Source organism: Pseudomonas lopnurensis (assembly GCF_015070855.1).
Taxonomy (GTDB): domain Bacteria; phylum Pseudomonadota; class Gammaproteobacteria; order Pseudomonadales; family Pseudomonadaceae; genus Stutzerimonas; species Stutzerimonas lopnurensis.
This window is the reverse complement of sequence record NZ_JADDIX010000012.1, coordinates 1-22,252: the sequence shown is the minus strand read 5'-3', so window position 1 is coordinate 22,252 and position 22,252 is coordinate 1. Positions and strand designations below refer to the sequence as shown.

Here is a 22,252-nt window from a genome sequence, read left to right as displayed (position 1 = left end):
GCTGAGCGCAGTGAAGCCCAACGGGCCAGGCAGCAGACGATGCATCCGTCATGCGTGGGATTTCGGCACCATGGTCCAGGCGCCACTGCGCTTCGCAACCCATTCCCGTTCTTCCTTCGCTCATTTCCAGCCCACTGTCGATGACCGCCGCGCTCAAAGCGCCCGGTCGAAAAAGGTGTCGAGGCCGCAGCGCTGCGCCAGGGTCACGGTATAGGCGCGCACGTCCTCCGGCCACTGGACCGCCTTCACCACGCTCAGGCTGCGCAGCATGGGAAACAGCGTGACGTCGTCCCAGCGCGGCTGCTCGTGGGTCGGCGTCAGGTCGATGATCTGCGGCAGGCGCTGCAGTTGCGCGTCCACCTCGCGGGCCTTGGCCTCGGTATTGGCCACGGCCTCGTCGAAATCGCCGATGGTGTGGGTCTTCTTCTCGCGAAAGTGCCGGTAGGCCGAGGGGCTGGCGAATTCGGCCAGGCCAATGCGCGTCCAGCGGGGATAGCCGAGGTACTGCAAGGTCGGCACGAAGGGTTCGAGCCATTCGTGCACGGCGGGGCTGTCCGGCTCGCGGATCAGCGGCTTGCCGTCCAGCCGGTCGAGGTAGCGGGCGATCGCCATGCTGTCGGCCATGGGCGTGCCGTCGTCGAGCACCAGCACCGGGATCTGGTGCTTGCCGATCAGACGGGTGACGGTCTGTTCGTCATCGGCCGGCAATACTTCCTGGTCGGCTTCGATTCCCTTGAGGTTCAGCAACATGCGTACGCGGGCGCTGAAGGGGCAGTGGTCGTAGTAATAGAGTTTCATGACGTCGGCTCCGGGCTGGCTTCAGGGAAAGTGACCCATGCCGGCGGCATCGGTTTCGACGCGACCGCGCGGCGGGGACCGGTGGAATCCCTGCGCGCATTCGAGCCGTTGCGCTCGAACCTGGCCGAGCGTGGCCGTTCTACTGAAACAGCCATCCGTCACGCCGAGGAGGACACCGCCATGGCCGCGCTATCCGCAACCCCCGACTGCTGCTGGACCGCCAGCGCCCCGCACAGCGACTTTCCGCGCCTCTCCGGCGTCAGCGAATGCGACGTGGTGGTGGTCGGTGCCGGCATCGTCGGGCTGAGCGCCGCCCTGACCCTGTGCGAGGCCGGCAAGTCCGTCGTGGTGCTGGAGGCGCGCGAGGTCGGCCGTCAGGTGACCGGCCGCTCGACGGCGAAGATCACCACCCAGCACGCGCTGATCTACCGGCACCTGATCGACACCTTCGGCCAGGAGCTGGCGCAGTGCTATGCCGACGTCAATCGCGAGGCGGTGGCGAAGATCCGCCGCTGGATCGAGGCGCACGGAATCGACTGCGACTACCAGCCGCAGTCGGCCTACGCCTACGCCTGCTCGCCGGATGGACGCCAAGCCATCGAGCGCGAGGCCGAGGCGGCCCGCTGCCTGGGATTCGCCACCCGCGTGCTCGAGCGCGCGCCGCTGCCCTTCGAGACCGCCGGCGCACTGGAATTTCCCGACCAGGCGCAGTTCAACCCGGCCAGCTACCTGCTGGGCCTGGCCGCCGCGGTGCAGGCCAAGGGCGGGCGCATCCACCAGCAGACGCGCGCGCAGAGCTTCGAGCGCCATGAACGCTGGCAGGTGGGTTTCGACGGCGGCACGGTCAGCGCCGAGCAGGTGATCCTCGCCACCCACATGCCGGTGCAGACGCCGGTCGATTACGTCAGCCCGACGCAGCCGCGCTGCCACGTGGCGATGGCCTTCCGGCCGCAGGAAGGCGCGCGGGTCGAGGGCATGTTCATCGCGGTGGACGAGCCGACCCATTCGATCCGCATGGGCCGCGACGCCGAAGGCCCGTTGCTGGTGGTGCTCGGCCCGCGCTTCAATACCGGCCAGGACGGCGACGTCGCACGGCGTTTCGTCGAACTGCAGGACTGGGCGCGCGCCAACCTGCCGGTCGCCGAGCCGGTCTGGCGCTGGTGCAACGAGGACTACGACACCCCGGACCGCATGGCCTATGTCGGCGAGCCGGACCCCGAGCAGGCGCCCGGCTACTTCGTCGCCACCGGCTTCAATGCCTGGGGCATCAGCAACGGCACCGCCGCAGGCTTGGGCATCGCCCGCCAGATCGTCACCGGCCGCCGGCCCTGGCGCGCGCTCTACGATCCCAGGCGGCCGATGCCGGACGACTTCAACCAGAGCGGCGACAGCCAGTCCGAGCTGGACGACCCGCAGGCGCTCGGCGTCGGCGAAGGCGGCGTGATCAGCCGCGGCGACGAGAAGATCGCCGTCTGGCGCGACGATGGCGGCGTCCTGCGCGGCGTCGCCGCGGCCTGCACGCACATGGGCTGCACGGTCACCTGGAACAACGCCGACCGCACCTGGGACTGCCCCTGCCACGGCTCGATCTTCCAGGCCGACGGCGAGGTGATCCACGGCCCGGCACGCCAGCCACTGGCCAGGAAATCCCTGTGATCGACGCCTGCGATGGCCGATCAGGGGCGCGAGCGGCCTGGTCTGCCTGCCCGCGGCGAGAGGCCCGGGGCCCGCCGCACGCTGACCCCAGGCCTCAAGGCAAGGCATCCCGGCATCTGGCCAGGGAACGTGCCTTTCGATCATGCGTCTACACGGCACATTTGTTCCCGCATCGGTAACGCAGTGCCGGATGCGCACCGCCCCAGACAGGAGCCCACCATGCACGCCGACGACCACTGCGATTCACGACGCAAAGTCATTCAGGGCGCCGCCGCCACGCTCGCCGCCGGTATGGCGCTCCCGGTCTTCGCGCAATCGGGCGGCGCGGGTAGCGAGACACGCCCGACACCGGCCCCGTTACGCGACCCGAAGGCCATCCACCCGAAACCGCCGTTCGAAAAGCAGTCGCAGCCCTGGCCGGGGCTTGCCCGGCAGATGGAACCGCGGCCCGACCATGGCGAGACCAGCTATCAGGGTTCCAACCGCCTCGCCGGCCGCAGGCCCTGATCACCGGCGGCGACTCGGGGATCGGGCGCGCCGCGGCGATCGCTTTCGCACGCGAAGGCGCCGATGTCGCCATCGGCTACCTGCCGGACGAAGAGCCGGACGCCCAGGCAGTCGTCGAGCTGATCCGCGGCGCCGGCCGCAAGGCGCTCGCCCTGCCCGGAGACATACGTGACGAAGCCTTCTGCCAAGCACTGGTGGAGCGGGCCATCGAGGGTCTGGGCGGGCTCGATATCCTGGTCAACAATGCGGCGCGGCAGAACAGCGCACAGTCGATCCTGGACATCACCACCGAGGCGTTCGACTGGACGCTCAAGACCAATCTCTACGCGATGTTCTGGATCACCAAGGCCGCCGTGCCGCACATGCCAGCAGGCTCTTCCATCATCAACACGTCGTCGGTCACCACCTATGATCCACCGGCCAATCTGCTGGACTATTCGCTGACCAAAGCCGGCATCGCCAACTTCAGCAAGGGCTTGGCCAAGCAACTGATCGAGCGGGGCATTCGGGTCAATGCCGTGGCACCGGGCCCGTTCTGGACGCCGCTGCAGGTCAGCGGTGGGCAGAGCATGGAAAACCTGACAACCTTTGGCGGCGACACACCGCTCGGTCGACCCGGCCAACCGGTGGAGATCGCGCCACTCTACGTGCTGCTGGCCTCGACCGAAGCCAGCTACGTAACCGGACAGGTATTCGGCGCTTCCGGCGGCAATGGCCAGCCGTGAGCCCGCGGCCGGCTGCTCGGCAAGCCGTCCATCGTCATCGGTGTCCTTGGCGAGCGCCAAGGCTCGCCGAGGGCAGAGGTGCGTTGATCAAACGCCTTGTGATATCCCCGAGACCGCCTTGCCGGCGGTCTGGTCGTTGGCCGCGACGGCCACGTCCGCCAGCGCGATGATGCCCACCAGGCGCTTGTCGCGGTTGACCACCGGCAGGCGGTGCAACTGGATATCGGCCATGTTGCTGGCGATTTCCCCGATATCCTGATCATCGAAGCAGTATTTGACGTCATCGGTCATGACGTCGCGAACCGGGGTATCGGGCCCCTTGCCGGTGCAGACGGCACGCGTGACGATATCGCGATCGGTGACCATGCCGACCAGCCGCTCGCCATCGCTCACTGGCAGCGAGCCGACATCGCTATCGGTCATCGTCCTCGCGGCGTCCTGAATCGTGGTTTCCGGGCGCACCATTTTTACCTCGCGGGTCATGCATTCAGCGACTTTCATATGCATCTCCAAGCGCCGACAGGCGCCGTTCAGTGAATGTCAGTGCTACGCCGCCTGCTCGGGCCAGGGCGCGCGCAGCTCGACCGGAAAATGCCGGCCAGCTTCTTCACTTCCCGGGAGTCGATACGGCGCACCAGTGGCTCGAAGGTCGCCTCGGCGATCCGTCCCAGTCGCCAGCGGGGTTGCTCACCGCGCCAGGATCCTGTTCATGAAAGGCTGCACCTGTGCGCGCCTTGCTCACTGCCCGGCGGGATGGAAAGCCGTCGTAGAAGATCGCCGGGGTGAGCAAGGTAGTTGCGTGACCAGATGCGCGGCGTTTTCTGCGCCGATGCATAGGCCTGTTCCGGGCTGCTCACTGCAAGGCCGTCGTCCATTTCGTTGAGCCACATCTATGCCGCTGGACCCACCCTGTCCGTCACCTCGATGGCCAACGTCATGGGCATCACCTCGACTCTTTTCTGTGAAGAACACGCCAATGGACCCGATGTCACCGGCCACGTTCGAGCGAGCCGGCGCCAATGCCGATGAGTGTCCCACCTCCGGTCTGATCCCTGCCCTTAGCACGCGCAACAGACGCTTCGAGCAGCCGGCAACCCGCCGCAACGGCGACGTGCTTCACAGCCGCTCAGAGCTGGTCGAGCAGCACCGTCGCCTTGGTGAAGGTCTCGATATTGTCGATCAGCCGATCCAGGCATCGCGCCGCCTCGGCCGGATCGCCCGCGGCGATCGCGCCGGCGACGCTCGCGTGCAGACGGGCCATTTCCGGCAGGTCGGCGGCCTGTTTGTAATGCAGATACCAGAAGCGTCGAGACAGGCCGTTGAGCGAACGCAGCGCGCTTTCGGCGAATTCGTTCCTCGCCGCGACCAGGCACAGTTCATTGAATTCGCGGTCGGAGCGCATGAAGGCGACGTCGTCGCCATCGATGGCCGCCGCGTTGAACGCCTCGGCCAGCCGCACGAAGGACGCGCGTTGCTGTTCGCTCGCCCGTTTGGCGGCACTGCGGCAGACCAGCCGCTCGATTTCCCGGCGGGTTTCCAGCAGCCTCAGCTGTTTACCGATATCGATGTTCGGGATCAGCAGGCCCCGTTGCGGCATGACCAGGATCAGGTGTTCGCGCGCCAGGCGCTGCACGGCCTCGCGCAGCGGCGTCCGGCCGATGCCGGTCATCTCGCTCAGCGCCTGTTCGGAAATGAGCGTGCCGGGCGGAATCCGCAGCGTGACGATCGCTTCCTCGAGTTGCTGGTAGGCAATGTCCGTGAGCTTCGCCTTGGTTTTCCCCGTCAGGTTGAAAAGGGGGGATTCGAGGGTGCTGCTTTCCATTTCGACGTCCTTTGAAATCTGCCTGCAGCATAGCAAAAGCGGAAAGTGTTCGACTACACTCATATATCAGCTGTACATCGAGAGGAAAAACAATGACTAACGCATCGATGAAAACGGGCCGAACCACCGTACTGGCCGTCCATGGCATCCAGGGCACGTCTGCCGCCTGGATGCCGGTCGCCAAGGCCTGCGCAACCCAAGCCGACTTCATTCTTCCCGACCTGCGCGGTCGCGGTGACGCCAAACGCGGGCAGTGTCCCCAGGACTACAGGCTGGAGGCCTTCAGTCGCGATCTGTCGGAAGCCGCCAAGCGACACCTCGATGGCAAGCCCTTTGTCCTGGCGGGCTGGAGCATGGGGGTATCCGTGGCGCTCGAATACCTGCGTCGGACCGACGGTCCGCAGCCATGTGGATTGATTCTACTTTCCGGAACCCCCCGCCCCGGGCTGGCGTCCTGGTTCACGCAACAGGGCGATCGCTTGCTGGAAGAAATCGCCGTGCGTGAGAAGCGCCTGGGCCTGGCCACGGCCGCCGACCACCAGGCGGTCGCCTGGACCTGGGAAGCGATACAGGAAACCGACCACTGCGCCGATCTCCGGCATATCGAATTACCGACATCGATCATCCACGGCAGTGCCGACCGGGACACGCCTCTGGAGCATGCCCGCTGGTTGTCCGAAGGCCTCCCGAATGCCGAGCTGCACGTCATCGAAGGCGCCGGGCACGGCCTGCTGACGGCAAATACCGCCGCCGTGGCGCAGCACATCCAGGCGTTCATCGCCCGGCTTCACATCCCTCAGGAGCGAACATGAGAACCGAAGACCTGATTCATTTTTGCGCGCCCGGACGCTTGATCATCGGCAACGGCACCCGCCACCAGCTACCCCAGCTGCTGGCCAGGCTGGGCTATCGCTCCGGCGTTCTGGTCACCGACGCCTTCTTCGTCGAGAAAACGCCCTGGGTGCATGAATACACCGAGGCTGCCGGACGGCTGGGCATCGCCACGCTGGTCTATCCCGGCGGGTTGCCCGACCCCACCACGCAGCTGTGCGACGAAGCCACCGCCATCCTGCGCCAGCAACTGGGCGGCGAACAGCCCGATCATGTGATCGCCCTGGGTGGCGGCAGCAACATCGACCTGGCCAAGGCCCTGAGCCTGACCCTGCCGCAGGGACAGCCGATCGGCGCCTTCACCGGCGACATCGGCGGTTGCAGGCCACTGCCGCTGATCGCCCTGCCGACGACCTCCGGCACGGGCTCGGAAGCGACACCGGGTGCGATTCTGCTCGACCCGGCAAACGCGACCAAGATAGCGGTGATGGACAACGCGCTGCGCCCGCAGATCGCCTTGATCGATCCGGAGTTCACCTACACCTGCCCGCCGAAAGTGACGGCAGATGCCGGCATCGATGCCTTCACTCACGCGATCGAATCCTTCCTGACACTGGATTGCGCGCGGTTCGACCGTGGCGGCAGTCCTGACCCGGGCTATAGCGGCCGCTCGGCATTGACCATGCTTTTCGCCAAGGAGTCGATGCGCCTGTGCTTCGCCTGGATGGAGCGCGCCTACCAGCACGGCGGCGATACCGAGGCCCGTGTCGGCATGGCCTATGCCAGCATCTATGCGGCGCTGTCCTATGGCACCGCGGGGCTCAACGCAGGGCACGGCATCGCCTACGCGGTCGCGGGCCAGACGCACAAGAGCCACGGCAGCACCAATGCGGTGATGCTCCCCTACGTGCTCGATGCGCTATGTGGCACCCGCCAGAGCGAACTGGCCGAAGTCGCCGGCCTGATGGGCCTGGCGACCAGCTGTCCGGACGAATCCGCACGCAGAGTGCCCGTCGCGGTTCGCGCCATGATCGGGCGCCTGGATATTCCAACCGATCTGAGGGCTTTCGGCGTCGAAGAACGAATGCTGGACGCTCTGGTCACCGATGCCCTCGCGGTAACGCGACTGGCCGAGGCGTTTCCGGTGGCCGATGCCGCCCTCGCCTATCGCCAGATCGTGCTGAACGCCTGGGAAGGACGTCTTAGCGGCCAAGCCTGACCGCGATCCAATCCGGCCTGACAAAGGCGCTGCCTGGAGCAGCGCCTTTTTTTCATACCCTCGACACGACCCCGTAGGATGAAAAACCGCAAGGCGTTTTCCACACAAACCACGTGCAAGCCGATCGCGAGCAAGCTCGCTCCACACAAGAGCATGTAGCGGCACGCGCCCATATCAGGAGCCGGCTTGCCGGCGAACGCACTCGGCGGACGCAACACCCGCGTAGGGTGGAAAACCGCGAAGCGTTTTCCACACAGACCGCGTGCAAACCGATCGCGAGCAAGCTCGCGCCTACACAAGAGCATGCAGCGGCACGCGCTCATGTAGGGAGCCGGCTTGCCGGCGAACGCATTCGGCGGACGCAACACCCGCGTAGGGTGCGCTTCGCGCACCGCGTGCACCGAGGCCCTGGTGCGCGAAGCAAAAGCGAAAACGCCCCGCCGAATCGACTTCGACGGGGCGTTTTCAATAGCCTTTGCCAGTTGCCGTCAGTTGGAGACATCCTCCAGCGAGCGCCCTTTCGTCTCGATACCCAGGAAAATGATCAACAGCGCGGCGATGGCAAACGAGATCGCGCCCATCGAGAAAACACCTCCCTGGCCGGTGATCGGCAGCAGCACCCCGACAATGTAAGGGCCAAGTAGCGCGCCGAAACGGCCGATCGAGGAAGCGAAGCCGGTACCGGTCGCACGGAGACGAGTCGGATAGAGCTCAGGGGTATAGGCGTAAAGCACCGACCACATACCGAACAGGAAGAACTGCATGCACAGGCCAGCGCTGATCAGCAGTGCGAGCGGTGCGCTGGTTGCAGCGGCCTGGCCGTAGAGGAAAGCCGAGGCGGCGCTGCACAGAAGCATCAGCACACAGGTTGGCTTCCGCCCCCATGCCTCGACCAGCCAAGCCGCGAAGATGAATCCCGGTATACCCGCCAGAGAAATGTAGACCGTGTAGAGCGCCGACTGGGTGGCTTCATATCCGGCATCCTGCAACAGCGCGCCCAGCCAAGCCGTCAGGCCGTAATAACCTAGCAGCGCGAAGAACCAGAGCCCCCACAACATGAGGGTGCGCTGGGCATACTCACCCTGCCAGATATCCCGAAAGCGCGCCTTGTTGACCAGAGCACTTGCCGCGTTTTCCATGTTCCGCGTAACCACAGGCAGCGCATTCATCTGGGCAGAGCGCATCACCGATGTCTCGAAGCGATCCATGATCTTGTCGGCCTCATCGTTACGCCCCACCTCAGCCAACCAGCGCGGCGACTCGGGCACGTATCGACGCACGACGAAGACGAACACGGCCGGAACGGCCAGGGCGATGAAAATGCCGCGCCAGCCGATGATCGGCATGAAGATATAGGCGATCACGCCGGCACAGATGAAGCCCAGCGGCCAGAACCCTTCGAGAATGGCGATGTAACGGCCACGGCTCTTGGCCGGGACGATCTCCGAAACCAGCGACAGCCCGATGGGAAATTCCATGCCCATGCCGAAGCCGAGCAGGATACGAAACATGATCAGTTGCTCGACATTGTCGGCGAGGCCGCAGAGCAGACTGCCTACGCCCCAGAAAACCATGCTCAGCTGAAACACCGGCTTGCGGCCGAATTTATCGGCGAGGATACCGGCGATCGCCGCACCGAGAAACATCCCGACGAAACTGGAACTGGCCAGAAGGCCCGCTTGCGCCGAGGTGAGGCCGAATTCGGCTTTTATCGAACCCAGCATGAACGTCATCATGCCCAGGTCCAGCGAATCGAAAAACCATGCGGTCGCGATGATCGCAAAGAGCTTTCGTTGATAGCCCGACATGGGTAACCGCTCGAAACGGGCCGCGATATAGGCAATCGTGGTCATAGACCTTCTCCATCTATTGTTGTTGTCTTCAGGAAGCTTGCACGCCACTGATATATTAGCTGCATCCGAAAAATGTGCTAGCGTAAGCTAGGAGTCAAGCTAATATATTAGTCGTGTACAACAACAAAAATCGGAGAACACCACCATGATGACCGAACGCCAGCGGAAATTCCGTGAAGAGTACAAAGCCGATATCAGCCCTCACTACAACGGCCTGCTGCATGTCGCGGTGATGTATGCAGTGGGCCTTGCGGCGGCCTGGTACTGCCTTTCGCAGATACAGGGCGCCCGCTGGGAATGGCTGTTGATCGTTCCGGTGTTCATCGCCGGCAATTTCGTCGAATGGTTCATGCACCGCTACGTGATGCACAAGCGCATCGACGTCTTCGCGCTGCGTGCCATCTACGAACGCCATACGCGCCAGCACCACCAGTATTTCACCGACGTCGAACCGACCATCGACTCCACCCGGGAATTCCGTATCGTCTTCTTCCCTTGGCGAGTGCTGGCGACCCTGGGCGTAGCGGGCACCACGCTCGGCTACCTGACCTCCCTGATGTTCAACGCCAACGCGGGCTACATCGTGTTCCTGACGATGGTCGCGCAATACCTCATCTACGAAACCTTCCATTACTGCTGCCATGTGCGGGAAAACTGGTTCGTGCGCAACGTGCCGTTCATCAACACCATTCGCCGCCACCATACGGCCCATCACAATTGGGGAATCATGATGAAATACAACATGAACCTCACCTTCCCCATCGCCGACTGGTTCATGGGTACCACGGACCTGCGCCGCGGGCTGCTCGGCCATCTGTTCAACGGCTACAGTGATAAGCACGTCAAGGAAGAGCTCAAGCCGGTCATCGCGAAATTCAGGAAGGGCGAAAAGCACATCACGCTCGATGGCCCGGAACTGAGCGACGAGGAACTGGGCGCCATGTCCGCCCGTTGAGGAACGTGCCAGGGGACGGGCGGCGACACTGCCCGCCCCCTGTCGCCATTGATTCGTATATAACTCCCCTGTAGGAGCGGGCCATGCCCGCGAACGAGGCCATACACGAGCGTGGCGGTCATTCGCGGGCATGAACTCGGCGTTCCCATCCGCACCTATGGAAGGCGCGGCCACGGGCCAGGCTCACGATCGCCGGCGCAGCCGGTCACGCAGCCGCGTGAACCGGATCGATGCTCGGACGACGTGTGCAAACAGAACAATTACAACCAGCAGGAGCAACCGGCATGAGCAAGCCGTTACGCCTGGACCGCCTTCGCCGGTTCGTCACCGAATTCGCCGCCCTGCTGGAGCGCCAGCGCGACGAACAGGCAATTCTCGGCGCGGGTCAGGGATTGCTGCGGCAACTGGTCGAACACGACGACTGGCTACCCGAGCAGTTCGCGCTGCCGCATCCCGAGCATTACCTGCAATACCTGCTGCATGCCGACTCGCTGCAGCGCTTCTCCGTGGTCAGCTTCGTCTGGGGGCCCGGACAACGTACACCGGTGCACGATCACCGGGTCTGGGGCATGATCGGCATGCTGCGTGGCGCCGAGCTTGGCCAACGCTTCGAACGCCAGGCCGATGGCACGCTGAAACCCGAAGGCGAACCGCTGCGACTCGAGCATGGCGACATCGAATGCGTGTCGCCGACCATCGGCGATATCCATCAGGTCAGCAACGCCTTCGACGATCGTGTCTCGATCAGCATCCATGTCTATGGTGGCAACATCGGCGCGGTGAAGCGTGCCGTTTATGGAATGGACGGCAGTGAGAAATCATTCATTTCCGGCTATAGCAACGCCTGCTTGCCGAATATCTGGAGCATGGCCCCATAATGGAGATGCGCTGGCTTTCCGGTTTACCCTGAACACCGGGCGCAGAAACACGAAGCCCCTGATTTCTGCTTTGAAATCAGGGGCTTCGGTTTTCATGTAGTGGCGGAGAGATAGGGATTTGAACCCTAGGTACCCGCGAGGGTACAACGGATTTCGAATCCGTCCCGTTCGGCCACTCCGGCATCTCTCCAGCGGCGCGCATCATAGCAGCTCGGCGTGGTTTGGCGAACCCCCAACTGCGCACATTTTTACAGCTTTTCAGCACGTTGCAGTCGGCCACGACATGGCCGGCGCTTGCTCAGTCGGTCAGCCGGGTCAGCGCTTCGCGATACTTGTCGGCGGTCTTCTGTGCCACGTCCGCGGGCACCGCGGGCGCGGGTGGCTGCTTGTTCCAGCCGGTGGACTCCAGCCAGTCGCGGACGAACTGCTTGTCGAAGCTCGGCGGGTTCTTGCCTTCCTCGTAGCTGTCGGCCGGCCAGAAACGGCTCGAATCGGGCGTCAGCACTTCGTCCATCAGCGTCAGGGTGCCGTCTTCGTCGAGGCCGAATTCGAACTTGGTGTCGGCGATGATGATGCCGCGGGTGGCGGCGTATTCGACCGCCGCGCTGTACAGCGCGATGGAAACGTCGCGCACCTTGGCCGCCAGTGCCTTGCCGACGAGGGCTTCGCACTGCTCGAAGGAGATGTTCTCGTCGTGATCGCCGACGGCCGCCTTGGTCGACGGGGTGAAGATCGGTTGCGGCAGCTTGGCCGCCTCCTTCAGCCCGGCCGGCAGCTGGATGCCGCAAACGGTCCCGCTCTTCTGGTATTCCTTCCAGCCCGAGCCGGCGATGTAACCGCGCACGATGGCTTCCACGGCGACCGGCTCGAGGCGCTTGGCCACGACCGCGCGCCCCTCGACCAGCGGCAGCTCGGCAGCCGGCACCACGTCCTCGACCTTGTCGCCGGTGAAGTGGTTGGGCACCAGGTCCTTGAGCTTGTCGAACCAGAAGTTGGAGATGGCGGTGAGGATCTTGCCCTTCTCCGGAATCGGCTCTGCGAGGATCACATCGAATGCCGAAAGGCGATCGGTGGCGACCATGAGCATGCGTTTCTCGTCGATCTCGTAGAGATCGCGAACCTTGCCCGAGTAGATTTTCTTCAGGCTGAGGGCAGTGGAAGTGGTCATAGGGCAATTTCCGCGGTTAGCAGGTCATCAGAAACGAAACAGGCGAAACCCGGGGTTTCGCCTATTGGATCGGAGCAGGGGCTGCGGCTTGCGCTCAGCCCAGGTTGTCCTTGATCAGGTTGAGCACGCGGCGAGCGACATCGGCGGGCGCAACGGTGTCGATGCTCTTGTCCAGCGTCACCTGGATGCTGCTGGCGGCACGTGTGAGCCTGACCTGATAGCGCTCGGCACGCGCCTCGATCTCGTCCTTGTCCGGCGCGCCGCCGAACAGCCGGGAGAAGAAGCCGGGCTTGTCGTCCACATTCTCGGCCCCTTCGGCCAGGTTGACGTAGTACACCCCCAGGCTGCGATCCAGATCGTCGACCCGCACGTCACTGGCCTGCAGGGCGCGGCCGATGCTGGACCAGGCGCGATCGAAGTCGCTGTCCAGTTGCAGCACCGGGTTGCCGCTGCCGTCTTCGATCAGACTGACCCGGCTCGGCGCATCGAAATCGCGCTCGGCCAGCAGCGATACGGAACCACCCTCCTGGGCACTGCGGTTCAGGCTGGCCTGCAGCTCGTCGAGCAGCACGCGATCGAGTTCCTTGTTGCTGGAGGTTTCCGGCCAGGCCACATCGGCGGTACTGCCGGCGGGACGTTTGGCGCTGACCAGGAAGATTTCGCTGGTGTTGCGCTGCACGCCCGGCTCGACGCGCACCCGCACGCGGGTTTCGCCATCCTGGATCCCCAGGTTGCGCACCAGGGCCTGGTCGAGCTGGTCGCTACGTTGCCAGGCGGTGCTGAATTCGCCGGTCTGTGGGCGTTCCTCGGCGATGCTGAAGCCGTTGTCGGTGAAGAACTGCCGCGCCGCGCTCCATACCTGCGAAGGCGCATGCTGCGCGACCAGCCAGCGGGAATCGCCGGAGGACTGGATACTGAAGTCGCTGACTTCGGCCGCGACCTGCAAACGCTGGGGGCGCGGCACTTCGTACTTGCCGCTGACGCTGTTGTCGGCGACCTGCTGCGGAATCGGCAGCAGCGGGTCGAGCGGGCGGGTCTCGCCATCGACTGCCACCTGCATCGGCGCGACCTGACGCGCCGAAAGATAGTCGCTACCGCGGTCGCGGAAGTATCCGTCTTCGCCCCACAGCCAGCCGCAGCCGCTGGTGGCAGAGATGATCAGGGCTAGGGTCGAGAGTCCGGCCAGTCGCTTCATGCGTATTCCTTCGTTGTTAAGCCAGCACACCGGTTTGGCGCATTGCCTGGCGTAGCGGTTCCTGGAAGCTCTGGCTCAACCAGGTCAATGGCAGGCGGATGCCATTACCCATCAGGCCCATCTCGTGCAGCGCCCACTTGACCGGGATCGGGTTGGCTTCGAGGAACAGGGCACGGTGCAGGGGCATCAGGCGCTCGTTGATGGCGCGCGCCGTTTCGGCGTCGCCGGCCATCGCCGCGGTGCACAGATCGCTCATCGCGCGCGGGGCGACGTTGGCGGTCACCGAGATGTTGCCCTTTCCGCCCATCAGCATCAGCTCGACGGCTGTCGGATCGTCACCGGAATAGACGAGGAAATCGCTGCTGACACGATCCAACACCTCCTGGCCGCGCTTGAGGTCGCCAGTGGCTTCCTTGATGCCGATGATGTTGCCGATCTTCGACAGGCGCTCGACGGTTTCCGGCAGCATGTCGCATACGGTGCGCCCGGGTACGTTGTAGAGAATCTGCGGAATCGCCACGGCTTCGGCGATGTGCTTGAAGTGCAGGTAAAGGCCTTCCTGGGTCGGCTTGTTGTAGTAGGGCGTCACCAGCAGGCAGGCATCGGCACCGGCGGACTTGGCATTCTCGGTCAACTCCACGGCTTCGCTGGTGGAGTTGGCACCGGTACCGGCGATCACCGGGATGCGCCCATTGACCTGATCGACGACCCGACGGATCACCTCGATGTGCTCGGCGACGCTCAGCGTGGCCGACTCGCCCGTGGTGCCGACAGCAACGATTGCATGGGTGCCTTCCTGCAAATGGAAATCCACCAGCTTGCTCAGGCTGTCCCAGTCCAGACCGCCCTGCGCATCCATGGGCGTGACCAGCGCCACCATACTGCCCGCAATCATGCAACCACTCCTGCCGGATAAATAAAAAAAGAGGCGTAATGGTACAAGGCTCCCAGGCGCTTTGCGAGTGGCCTGCAAGCTCGGCGTACAATGCAGGTCGCCATCCTCGGACGAACGACCGATCAGTGCCGTCCATTTGGCGGTACGCATTCCCTCGGGCCGTGCTTTTCGCTACCCTTAGCCGTTTTCGGCCTGGCTGGCCGACCGATTCATCACCGCCAGGAATGCTGCATGTCCACCCCTCCCGTACCCCGCGAACAATTTCTCGTCATCAGCGCCCTCGGCGCCAATCCCATGGAGCTGACCAATGTGCTCTGCCGGGCCGCCAACGAGAATCGCTGCGCCGTGGTCAGCACCCGGCTGACGCGCCATGGCGAATGCAGTGCGCTGGTCCTGGAAGTCGCCGGCAGCTGGGATGCGCTGGCCCGCATGGAAACCGCGCTGCCCGGGCTGGCCAAGAAGCACGCCTTCACCGCCAACGTGGTGCGCAGCGAAGCGCTGGAAAGCCGGCCGCAGGCGCTGCCCTATGTGGCCTATGTCAGCGCGGCCTACCGCCCGGACATTCTCAACGAGCTGTGCCAGTTCTTCATCGATCACCGCATCGAGCTGGAAAGCCTGACCTGCGATACCTACCAGGCCCCTCAGACCGGCGGCACCATGCTCAACGCCACCCTGACGGTCACCCTCCCTGCCGGCACCCAGATCAGCTGGCTGCGCGACCAGTTCCTCGATTTCGCCGATGCGCTGAATCTCGACGCATTGATCGAGCCTTGGCGCCCGCAGAACCCGTAAGAACTACAAGGAGAAGGAGTCCATATGGCCGTCGAACTCGACCAACCCGTCCCGCCCTTCCAGGCCCAGGCCACCAGCGGCCAGCAGGTCAGCCTCGAGTCGCTGGCCGGCAAGCAGGTGGTGCTGTACTTCTACCCGAAGGACAACACGCCGGGCTGCACCACCGAAGGCCAGGGCTTTCGCGATCAGCACGCAGCCTTCCTCGCAGCCAACACCCTGGTGTTCGGGGTATCGCGCGACAGCCTCAAGACCCACGAGAACTTCCGCGCCAAACAGGGCTTTCCATTCGACCTGATCAGCGACAAGGACGAGCAGCTCTGCCAGTTGTTCGACGTGATCAAGCTGAAGAAGCTCTACGGCAAGGAATACCTGGGCGTGGACCGCAGCACCTTTCTCATCGACCGCAACGGCGTGCTGCGCCAGCAGTGGCGGGGCGTCAAGGTTCCCGGCCATGTCGAAGCGGTATTGCAGGCCGCGCAGGCGTTGAACCAGGGCTGAAACAGAATGGACCGGCAAGCGGCCGTAATGCTGCTCAGATAAGCACAGAGACTACTTTGCAGGAGCGCGCCATACGCGCGAATCGCGGGCGTGGCCCGCTCCTACATGTGATCCGGCATCCAGCTCGAGCCGTTAAGTGAACGGCATTACGGCAAGCGGCCGGCCCTTCTCGCCCGCTCACCCGGCCGCGGGCGGCTTGCGCGGCCAGGCATAGAGCACGGCCTTGAACAGCGTCGCCAGCGGAATCGCGAAGAATACGCCCCAGAACCCCCAGAGCCCGCCGAACAGCAGCACCGCACAGATGATCGCCACCGGATGCAGGTTCACCGCCTCGGAGAACAGCAGCGGCACCAGCACGTTGCCATCGAGCGCCTGGATGATCGCATAGGCGACCATCAGATAAATGAACTGGTCGCCAAGCCCCCACTGGAAAAGACCGATCAGCGCGATGGGAATGGTCACCACGGTGGCACCGATGTAAGGCACCACCACCGACACACCGACCAGCATGGCCATCAGCGCGGCGTAGTTCAGCCCCAGCCACGCGAATACCACGTAGGACACCACCGCGCAGATCAGGATCTCGATCGCCTTGCCACGAATGTAGTTGGCGATCTGCAGGTTCATTTCTTGGGAGACCTGAGTGATCAGGCCGCGCTCGCGCGGCAGATAGCCCTTGATCCAGTCACCGATCTGCTGGCGGTCCTTGAGGAAGAAGAACACCAGGATCGGCACCAGCACCAGGTAGATCATCAGCCCGAGCAGCAACGGCAGACTCGACAGCGACGAGGTCAGCACGAGCTGCCCATAGCGGCCGATCTCCCCGCGGATGAAGTCGATACCGCGCAGCACCTGATCCTCGGTCACCAGCTGCGGGTAGCGCTCCGGCAACAGCAGCAACAGCGACTGCCACTCCACCAGCATCCGCGGCAGCTCGTTGAACAGCGTCAGCACCTGCTGCCAGAGCAGCGGCACGATGAACAGGGTGCACACCACCAGCACCCCGATGAACATCAGGAAGACCAGCCAGACCGCCAGCAAATGCGGCATCCGCAGACGCTCGAGCAGCCCCACCAGCCCCTGCATGAGAAACGCCAGCACCAGACCGGCGAGAACCGGGGCCAGCATGTTGCCGAGCGTGAGCACGGCGGCGAACGCCAGGAACAACAGGACCGCAAGTACGACCGCCTCCTCATCGGAGAAGTAGCGATGCATCCAACCGCGCAAGACCTTGAGCATGAAACCCCTCGAAACGAATCAGGCTTTGCGTAGCCAGTAACGATAAATGCCGTTCTCGACCTCTTCATGCAGCAGCGCATGCCCGGCCAACGTGGCGAAACTGCGAAAATCGCGCTGCGACCCCGGATCACTGGCCGTGACCTTGAGGACCGCGCCGCTGGCCAGGCGATTGAGCTCCAATTTGGCCTTGAGCAAGGGCATCGGGCAATCGAGCCCGACAGCGTCCAGCTCGGCATCGCACTCGAGGGTGCCGGGTCGCGCGTCAGTCATGGTCATCTCCGCAGAAAGTCACGCAGGATACCTAGCACAGCGGGCCTCTGGCCAGCCGGACAAGGTCAAGGCTACAGTAGCGGTCTCACTTACAAGAGCCTGTCTGGATGAAATTCCTGCGCCCTACCCTGCTGATGCTCGCCTGCCTGAGCGCGCAACCGGTACTGTCCAACGACCTGCCGTCGCTGGGCGATTCGAGTTCCGGCATCGTTTCACCGGAACAGGAGCATCAACTCGGGCGGGCCTGGCTGAGCCTGCTACGCGGGCAGGTGCAACAGCTTTCCGACCCACTGCTCAAGGACTACGTCGAAAGCAGCGTGTATCGCCTCGCCGAAACCAGCCAACTGCAGGACCGCCGCCTCGAGTTCGTGCTGCTGGACAGTGCGCAACTGAACGCCTTCGCCGCGCCGGGTGGAATCATTGGGGTCAACGGCGGCCTGTTCATCCACGCTCAGACCGAAGCCGAATACGCCTCGGTACTGGCCCACGAACTGGCGCACCTCTCGCAGCGCCACTTCGCCCGCGGGCTGGAAGCCCAGCAGCGCATGCAGATCCCGATGATGGCGGCCATGCTCGCCGGTGTCGTCGCCGCGGCAGCCGGGGCCGGCGATGCCGGCATTGCCGCGATCGTCTCGAGCCAGGCCGCCGCCATTCAGGCTCAGCGGCGCTTCTCGCGCCAGAACGAACAGGAAGCCGATCGCATCGGCATCGTCAACTTGGAAAAAGCCGGCTACGACCCGCGCGCGATGCCCGCCATGTTCGGGCGCCTGTTGCGCCAGTACCGCTACGACCAGAAGCCGCCGGAATTCCTCCTCACCCACCCGGTAAGCGAGTCGCGCATCGCCGACACCACCAACCGCGCCGAACAGTATCCCGCGGGCGGCGCCCAGGACAGCCTGCGCTACCAGCTGATACGGGCGCGCACGCAATTGAAATTCGAAAGCACGCCCGGCGTCAGCGCCAAGCGCTTTCGCGCCATGCTCAGCGAGAACCCCGAACTCGATGCGGCCCGCTACGGCCTCGCGCTGGCCCAGATCAAGAGCGGCCAGCTCGAGGAAGCGCGCAGCAGCCTGGAGCCGTTGCTCGCCAAAGAGCCGGACGACCTGATCTACAACCTCGCCCAGATCGAACTGGAGATCACCTCGAACCGCCTGCAGCAGGCAGAAACCCGCCTGCAGCGGCTGCTGCAGCTGTATCCGGGCAATTACCCGGCCCGGCAGATGCACATCGACCTGCTGATGAAGCAGGGCCAGACGCAACAGGCGGAGCGCGAACTCGACCGACTGGTCGAGCAGCGCGGCAAGGATCCGGACATCTGGTACCAGGTGGCCGAAGTCCGCGGGCTCAGCGGCAACATCGTTGGCCTGCACCAGGCCCGCGCCGAGTATTTCGCCCTGGTAGGCGACTACGACCAGGCCATCGAACAACTGGGCCTCGCCAAGCGTCGCGCCAGCAATTTCCAGATCGCATCGCGCATAGACGCTCGGCAGAAACAGCTGACCGACGAAAAACGCATGATCGACGAAATGCTGCGCTGAGGCCGGCAAGGTCGTAAGCAGGCGATCTCGACGCACAGGAAGGGCGAACGCATGCCGGGCGAGAACTTGGCTTTCTGCAGGCCTGCCGCATGCGGTCGCCCCGAGGGCGCGCCCGCAACAGGAGGACGGTGGCGCTCGCGACCTTTGCGCCCCCTCGCGGCGCTGCTCGCGCCTGCGGCCCCGATCACTTGCCGCGGCGCTTATGCGAACGGCGTTGTGACCACCTTTTCAATCCTCAGGCGTTGCCGGCCTGCTTGAGCCGCGCCGCGTGGGTGAAATCGAGCATGCGCTTGAGCGGCTTGACCGCACGCGGGATAAGCGCCGGATCGACGAAGATCTCGTTGCTGCCGGCACGCAGGCACTCCAGGGTGCGCTCGAGGGTATTCATCGCCATCCACGGACAGTGCGCGCAACTGCGGCAGGTCGCGCCCTGGCCGGCGGTCGGCGCCTCGACGAAGGTCTTCTGCGGGCAGAGCTGCTGCATCTTGTAGAAGATGCCGCGATCGGTCGCGACGATGAGCGTCTGGTTCGGCAGCGTTTGCGCAGCCTTGATCAGTTGGCTGGTGGAGCCCACCGCATCGGCCAGCTCGATGACCGCCTCGGGGGACTCCGGATGCACCAGGATCGCGGCTTCCGGGTACAAGGCCTTCATGTCGGCCAGCTGTTTGGCCTTGAATTCCTCGTGAACGATACAGGCACCGTCCCAGAGCAGCATGTCCGCGCCGGTTTCGCGCTGCACGTAGCTGCCCAGATGCTTGTCCGGCGCCCAGATGATCTTCTCGCCGTTATCCATCAGGCTTTCGACGATCTCCAGCGCGCAGCTGGACGTCACCACCCAGTCCGCGCGCGCCTTGACCGCCGCCGAGGTGTTCGCATAGACCACCACGGTACGCTCCGGGTGCTGATCGCAGAACGCGGAAAACTCCTCCACGGGGCAGCCCAGATCGAGCGAACAGGTGGCCTCGAGCGTCGGCATCAGGACGCGCTTCTCAGGGTTGAGGATCTTCGCCGTTTCCCCCATGAACTTCACGCCGGCGACCACCACGGTCTGCGCCGGATGTTCATTGCCGAAGCGCGCCATCTCCAGCGAGTCGGAGACACAGCCACCGGTTTCCTCGGCCAGCGCCTGGATCACCGGATCGGTGTAGTAATGCGCCACCAGCACCGCATTCTGCCGCTTCAACTCGGCGGCGATGTCGCTGCGCAATTGCGCTTCCTGCTCGGGCGTCAGCGGCTTCGGCTGCTTGGCCGCCAGATGAGCCTGCACGAGAATGCGTTCGGGTATCTGCGTCATGGTCGCGGGTCCTGCCAGCACGTGTTTGCATGATGCGCCGAGTATAACCCGGTCAACCGGGTCGATTCGGACGAGGCGAGAGGCAAGGAGATGCGGAATGCAGACTCGCCACCCTGCCGTTACAAGGGGGCACGAATACTAGCCGAAGCGTCTGCGAAAGGGAAAGCGGGGACAAGAGGGACCGAGAGCAGTTTCGCCCCCTGAAATGAAAGGCTCTGTCCCGATTGCGTGTTGCTCGAAGTGCCGAGGTGTTCTGAAAGTCCGTACGAGCGGGCCATGCCCGCAAAGCTTTTGTGCGCTGGATTATTCGCGGGCATGGCCCGCTCCTACAGAGGAAATGAAAACCGCCGGCATCAGCCGGCGGTTCCTTGGATCACTCGCCCTTGAGCATGTGACCGCGTTCTTCCAGGTTGATGTGCCACTGCATGGCTTCACCCAACAGGTGCGGCGTCTGCCCGCCCTTCTTGCAGGCGTCATCGAAGTACTTGTTCAGCGCGTCGCGGTAGGACGGGTGCACGCAGTTATCGATGATGACGCGGGCACGCTCGCGCGGAGCCAGGCCACGCAGGTCGGCCAGCCCCTGCTCGGTCACCAGGATTTCCACGTCGTGCTCGGTATGGTCGACATGGGCGACCATCGGTACGACGCTGGAAATGTTGCCGCCCTTGGCAATCGACTTGGTCACGAAGATGGCCAGGTGTGCGTTACGAGCGAAGTCACCCGAACCGCCGATACCGTTCATCATCTTGGTGCCACCCACGTGAGTGGAGTTGACGTTGCCGTAGATGTCGAATTCCAGCGCGGTGTTGATGCCGATGATGCCCAGGCGGCGTACCAGCTCCGGATGGTTGGAGATCTCCTGCGGACGCAGCACCAGCTTGTCCTTGTACTGCTCCAGGTTGCCGAACACGCGATCGTTGCAACGCTCGGACAGGGTGATGGAGCAACCGGAGGCGAACTTCATCTTGCCGGCATCGATCAGCTCGAAGGTGCAGTCCTGCAGTACTTCGGAATACATCACCAGATCTTCGAACGGCGAGTCGATCAGGCCGCACATCACGGCGTTGGCGATATTGCCGATACCGACCTGCATCGGGCCGAGGTTCTTGGCCATGCGACCGGCAGTCACTTCGTTCTTGAAGAATTCGACCAGGTGATTGGCGATGGCCTGGGTTTCTTCATCCGGCGGGGTGACGGTGGAATAGGAATCCGGCTGCTCGGTGATGACGATGGCCGCGATCTTGGCCGGATCGACCGGAATGGCTGCGCTACCGATGCGGTCGTCGACCTGGGTCAGCGGAATCGGACCACGGTTCGGACGGTCTCCCGGGAAGTAGATGTCGTGCAGGCCTTCCAGGTTCAGGTTGTGCGCCATGTTCAGTTCGATGATCACCTTGTCGGCGAACATGGCCAGGTTCGCCGAGTTGCCCACGGAGGTGGTCGGGACGACATGACCCTGCTCGGTGATGCACAGGGCCTCGACGATGGTGACGTCCGGGCGCTTGATCTGATGGTTGCGCATCTGCTCGACGGTGTGCGACAGGTGCTGGTCGATGAACATGACCTCGCCCTGGTTGATGGCCTTGCGCAGTACCGGATCGGCCTGGAAAGGCATGCGGCGGGCCAGCAGGCCGGCAGCGGCCATCTTTCCATCCAGATCGTTACCCAGGCTGGCGCCGGTGACCAGGCTGATCTGCAGCTTCTCGTCCTTCGCGCGGTCGATCAGCGCGAGGGGCACAGCCTTGGCTTCGCCCGCGCGGGTGAAGCCGCTCATGCCGACGGTCATGCCGTCGCGAATAAGGGTAGCGGCCTCGTGGGCGCTCATGACCTTGCTCTGCAGAGAGGACAAGCGGATGCGATCAGAATAAGACATTTGAGCCTCGAACCAACGGAGTATCGGAAGGCCGCAGTCTATTACGTTTAAAAAGGCTTGGGCCATCTACTAAGGTCGTAGTGAAATATGCCGCTTATAACCGACCGGCGTATCCAGGCTTATCTTTTCGCAGACTGCGGATATGAAAAAGCCGGACACCCTGCGGGATGTCCGGCTCTTCGTTCTCACGGGGAGAATTATGGTGGGTCGTGTAGGATTCGAACCTACGACCAATTGGTTAAAAGC

Annotated in this window: 19 protein-coding genes, 1 tRNA gene and 1 pseudogene; 9 read left to right on the top strand and 12 right to left on the bottom strand. The window is 63.8% G+C overall.

Annotation, left to right across the window (positions count from 1 at the left end; genetic code table 11):
- Nucleotides 1-153: 153 nt before the first annotated feature.
- Nucleotides 154-798: a glutaredoxin 2 gene (gene grxB / locus IN820_RS02280; RefSeq protein WP_193679425.1), complete on the bottom strand. Its 645-nt coding sequence runs from the start codon at nt 796-798 to the stop codon at nt 154-156.
- Between the two features lie 180 nt (nt 799-978).
- Between grxB and IN820_RS02275 the strand changes: the two genes are divergently transcribed.
- Together IN820_RS02275 and IN820_RS02270 are read left to right on the top strand one after the other, a co-directional pair.
- A complete protein-coding gene (locus IN820_RS02275; protein ID WP_193679451.1) occupies nt 979-2,454 on the top strand; it encodes an FAD-dependent oxidoreductase in 1,476 nt (491 codons plus the stop codon).
- A 219-nt stretch (nt 2,455-2,673) separates the two neighbouring features.
- Nucleotides 2,674-3,686, top strand: a pseudogene (locus IN820_RS02270) (SDR family oxidoreductase).
- A gap of 87 nt (nt 3,687-3,773) precedes the next feature.
- Here the strand turns inward: IN820_RS02270 and IN820_RS02265 are convergent.
- Both IN820_RS02265 and IN820_RS02260 read right to left on the bottom strand, forming a co-directional pair.
- On the bottom strand, nt 3,774-4,187 hold the full coding sequence (locus IN820_RS02265) for a CBS domain-containing protein (RefSeq protein ID WP_193679424.1): 414 nt from the start codon (nt 4,185-4,187) through the stop codon (nt 3,774-3,776).
- A gap of 625 nt (nt 4,188-4,812) precedes the next feature.
- Nucleotides 4,813-5,508, bottom strand: coding sequence for a GntR family transcriptional regulator (locus IN820_RS02260; protein WP_193679423.1), 696 nt, complete (start codon nt 5,506-5,508; stop codon nt 4,813-4,815).
- A gap of 92 nt (nt 5,509-5,600) precedes the next feature.
- Between IN820_RS02260 and IN820_RS02255 the strand changes: the two genes are divergently transcribed.
- The gene (locus tag IN820_RS02255; RefSeq protein ID WP_193679422.1) at nt 5,601-6,320 is read left to right on the top strand and encodes an alpha/beta fold hydrolase; all 720 of its coding nucleotides are present in this window, start codon (nt 5,601-5,603) and stop codon (nt 6,318-6,320) included.
- Complete coding sequence (locus IN820_RS02250) at nt 6,317-7,558, top strand: iron-containing alcohol dehydrogenase (RefSeq protein WP_193679421.1); 1,242 nt, start codon at nt 6,317-6,319, stop codon at nt 7,556-7,558. Before IN820_RS02255 ends, IN820_RS02250 begins: the two co-directional genes overlap by 4 nt.
- A 488-nt stretch (nt 7,559-8,046) precedes the next feature.
- On the opposite strand, the gene IN820_RS02245 is transcribed toward IN820_RS02250, so the two are convergent.
- Nucleotides 8,047-9,411 carry an MFS transporter gene (locus tag IN820_RS02245; protein WP_193679420.1) on the bottom strand — a complete coding sequence of 455 codons (1,365 nt, stop codon included), beginning with the start codon at nt 9,409-9,411 and terminating at the stop codon, nt 8,047-8,049.
- A 145-nt stretch (nt 9,412-9,556) separates the two neighbouring features.
- Here IN820_RS02245 and IN820_RS02240 point away from each other — a divergent pair, with 145 nt between their 5' ends.
- Nucleotides 9,557-10,366, top strand: a complete 810-nt coding sequence (locus tag IN820_RS02240) for a sterol desaturase family protein (RefSeq protein ID WP_193679419.1) — start codon at nt 9,557-9,559, stop codon at nt 10,364-10,366.
- Nucleotides 10,367-10,650: 284 nt separating this feature from the next.
- The gene (locus IN820_RS02235) at nt 10,651-11,244 is read left to right on the top strand and encodes a cysteine dioxygenase family protein (RefSeq protein WP_193679418.1); all 594 of its coding nucleotides are present in this window, start codon (nt 10,651-10,653) and stop codon (nt 11,242-11,244) included.
- A gap of 100 nt (nt 11,245-11,344) precedes the next feature.
- On the opposite strand, the gene IN820_RS02230 is transcribed toward IN820_RS02235, so the two are convergent.
- From IN820_RS02230 to dapA, 4 genes are all read right to left on the bottom strand, one after another.
- Nucleotides 11,345-11,434 (bottom strand) — tRNA-Ser (locus IN820_RS02230).
- A gap of 108 nt (nt 11,435-11,542) precedes the next feature.
- Nucleotides 11,543-12,412 carry a phosphoribosylaminoimidazolesuccinocarboxamide synthase gene (locus IN820_RS02225; protein ID WP_193679417.1) on the bottom strand — a complete coding sequence of 290 codons (870 nt, stop codon included), beginning with the start codon at nt 12,410-12,412 and terminating at the stop codon, nt 11,543-11,545.
- Between the two features lie 94 nt (nt 12,413-12,506).
- On the bottom strand, nt 12,507-13,607 hold the full coding sequence (gene bamC / locus IN820_RS02220) for an outer membrane protein assembly factor BamC (protein WP_193679416.1): 1,101 nt from the start codon (nt 13,605-13,607) through the stop codon (nt 12,507-12,509).
- A 16-nt stretch (nt 13,608-13,623) separates the two neighbouring features.
- Nucleotides 13,624-14,502, bottom strand: a complete 879-nt coding sequence (gene dapA / locus IN820_RS02215; protein ID WP_193679415.1) for a 4-hydroxy-tetrahydrodipicolinate synthase — start codon at nt 14,500-14,502, stop codon at nt 13,624-13,626.
- 231 nt (nt 14,503-14,733) lie between these two features.
- Between dapA and IN820_RS02210 the strand changes: the two genes are divergently transcribed.
- Both IN820_RS02210 and IN820_RS02205 read left to right on the top strand, forming a co-directional pair.
- Complete coding sequence (locus IN820_RS02210; RefSeq protein ID WP_193679414.1) at nt 14,734-15,294, top strand: glycine cleavage system protein R; 561 nt, start codon at nt 14,734-14,736, stop codon at nt 15,292-15,294.
- A gap of 24 nt (nt 15,295-15,318) precedes the next feature.
- Nucleotides 15,319-15,792 carry a peroxiredoxin gene (locus IN820_RS02205; RefSeq protein ID WP_193679413.1) on the top strand — a complete coding sequence of 158 codons (474 nt, stop codon included), beginning with the start codon at nt 15,319-15,321 and terminating at the stop codon, nt 15,790-15,792.
- 177 nt (nt 15,793-15,969) lie between these two features.
- Here the strand turns inward: IN820_RS02205 and IN820_RS02200 are convergent, their stop codons facing one another.
- A complete protein-coding gene (locus tag IN820_RS02200; protein WP_193679412.1) occupies nt 15,970-17,031 on the bottom strand; it encodes an AI-2E family transporter in 1,062 nt (353 codons plus the stop codon).
- Nucleotides 17,032-17,049: 18 nt separating this feature from the next.
- Nucleotides 17,050-17,301: a sulfurtransferase TusA family protein gene (locus IN820_RS02195; RefSeq protein ID WP_193679411.1), complete on the bottom strand. Its 252-nt coding sequence runs from the start codon at nt 17,299-17,301 to the stop codon at nt 17,050-17,052.
- 107 nt (nt 17,302-17,408) lie between these two features.
- Between IN820_RS02195 and IN820_RS02190 the strand changes: the two genes are divergently transcribed.
- Nucleotides 17,409-18,839 (top strand): M48 family metalloprotease, encoded by a 1,431-nt coding sequence (locus tag IN820_RS02190; RefSeq protein ID WP_193679410.1) that lies wholly within the window; start codon nt 17,409-17,411, stop codon nt 18,837-18,839.
- A gap of 235 nt (nt 18,840-19,074) precedes the next feature.
- On the opposite strand, the gene nadA is transcribed toward IN820_RS02190, so the two are convergent.
- On the bottom strand, nt 19,075-20,133 hold the full coding sequence (nadA, locus tag IN820_RS02185; RefSeq protein ID WP_193679409.1) for a quinolinate synthase NadA: 1,059 nt from the start codon (nt 20,131-20,133) through the stop codon (nt 19,075-19,077).
- 373 nt (nt 20,134-20,506) lie between these two features.
- Complete coding sequence (locus IN820_RS02180) at nt 20,507-22,006, bottom strand: acetyl-CoA hydrolase/transferase family protein (RefSeq protein WP_193679408.1); 1,500 nt, start codon at nt 22,004-22,006, stop codon at nt 20,507-20,509.
- Nucleotides 22,007-22,252 lie beyond the last annotated feature (246 nt).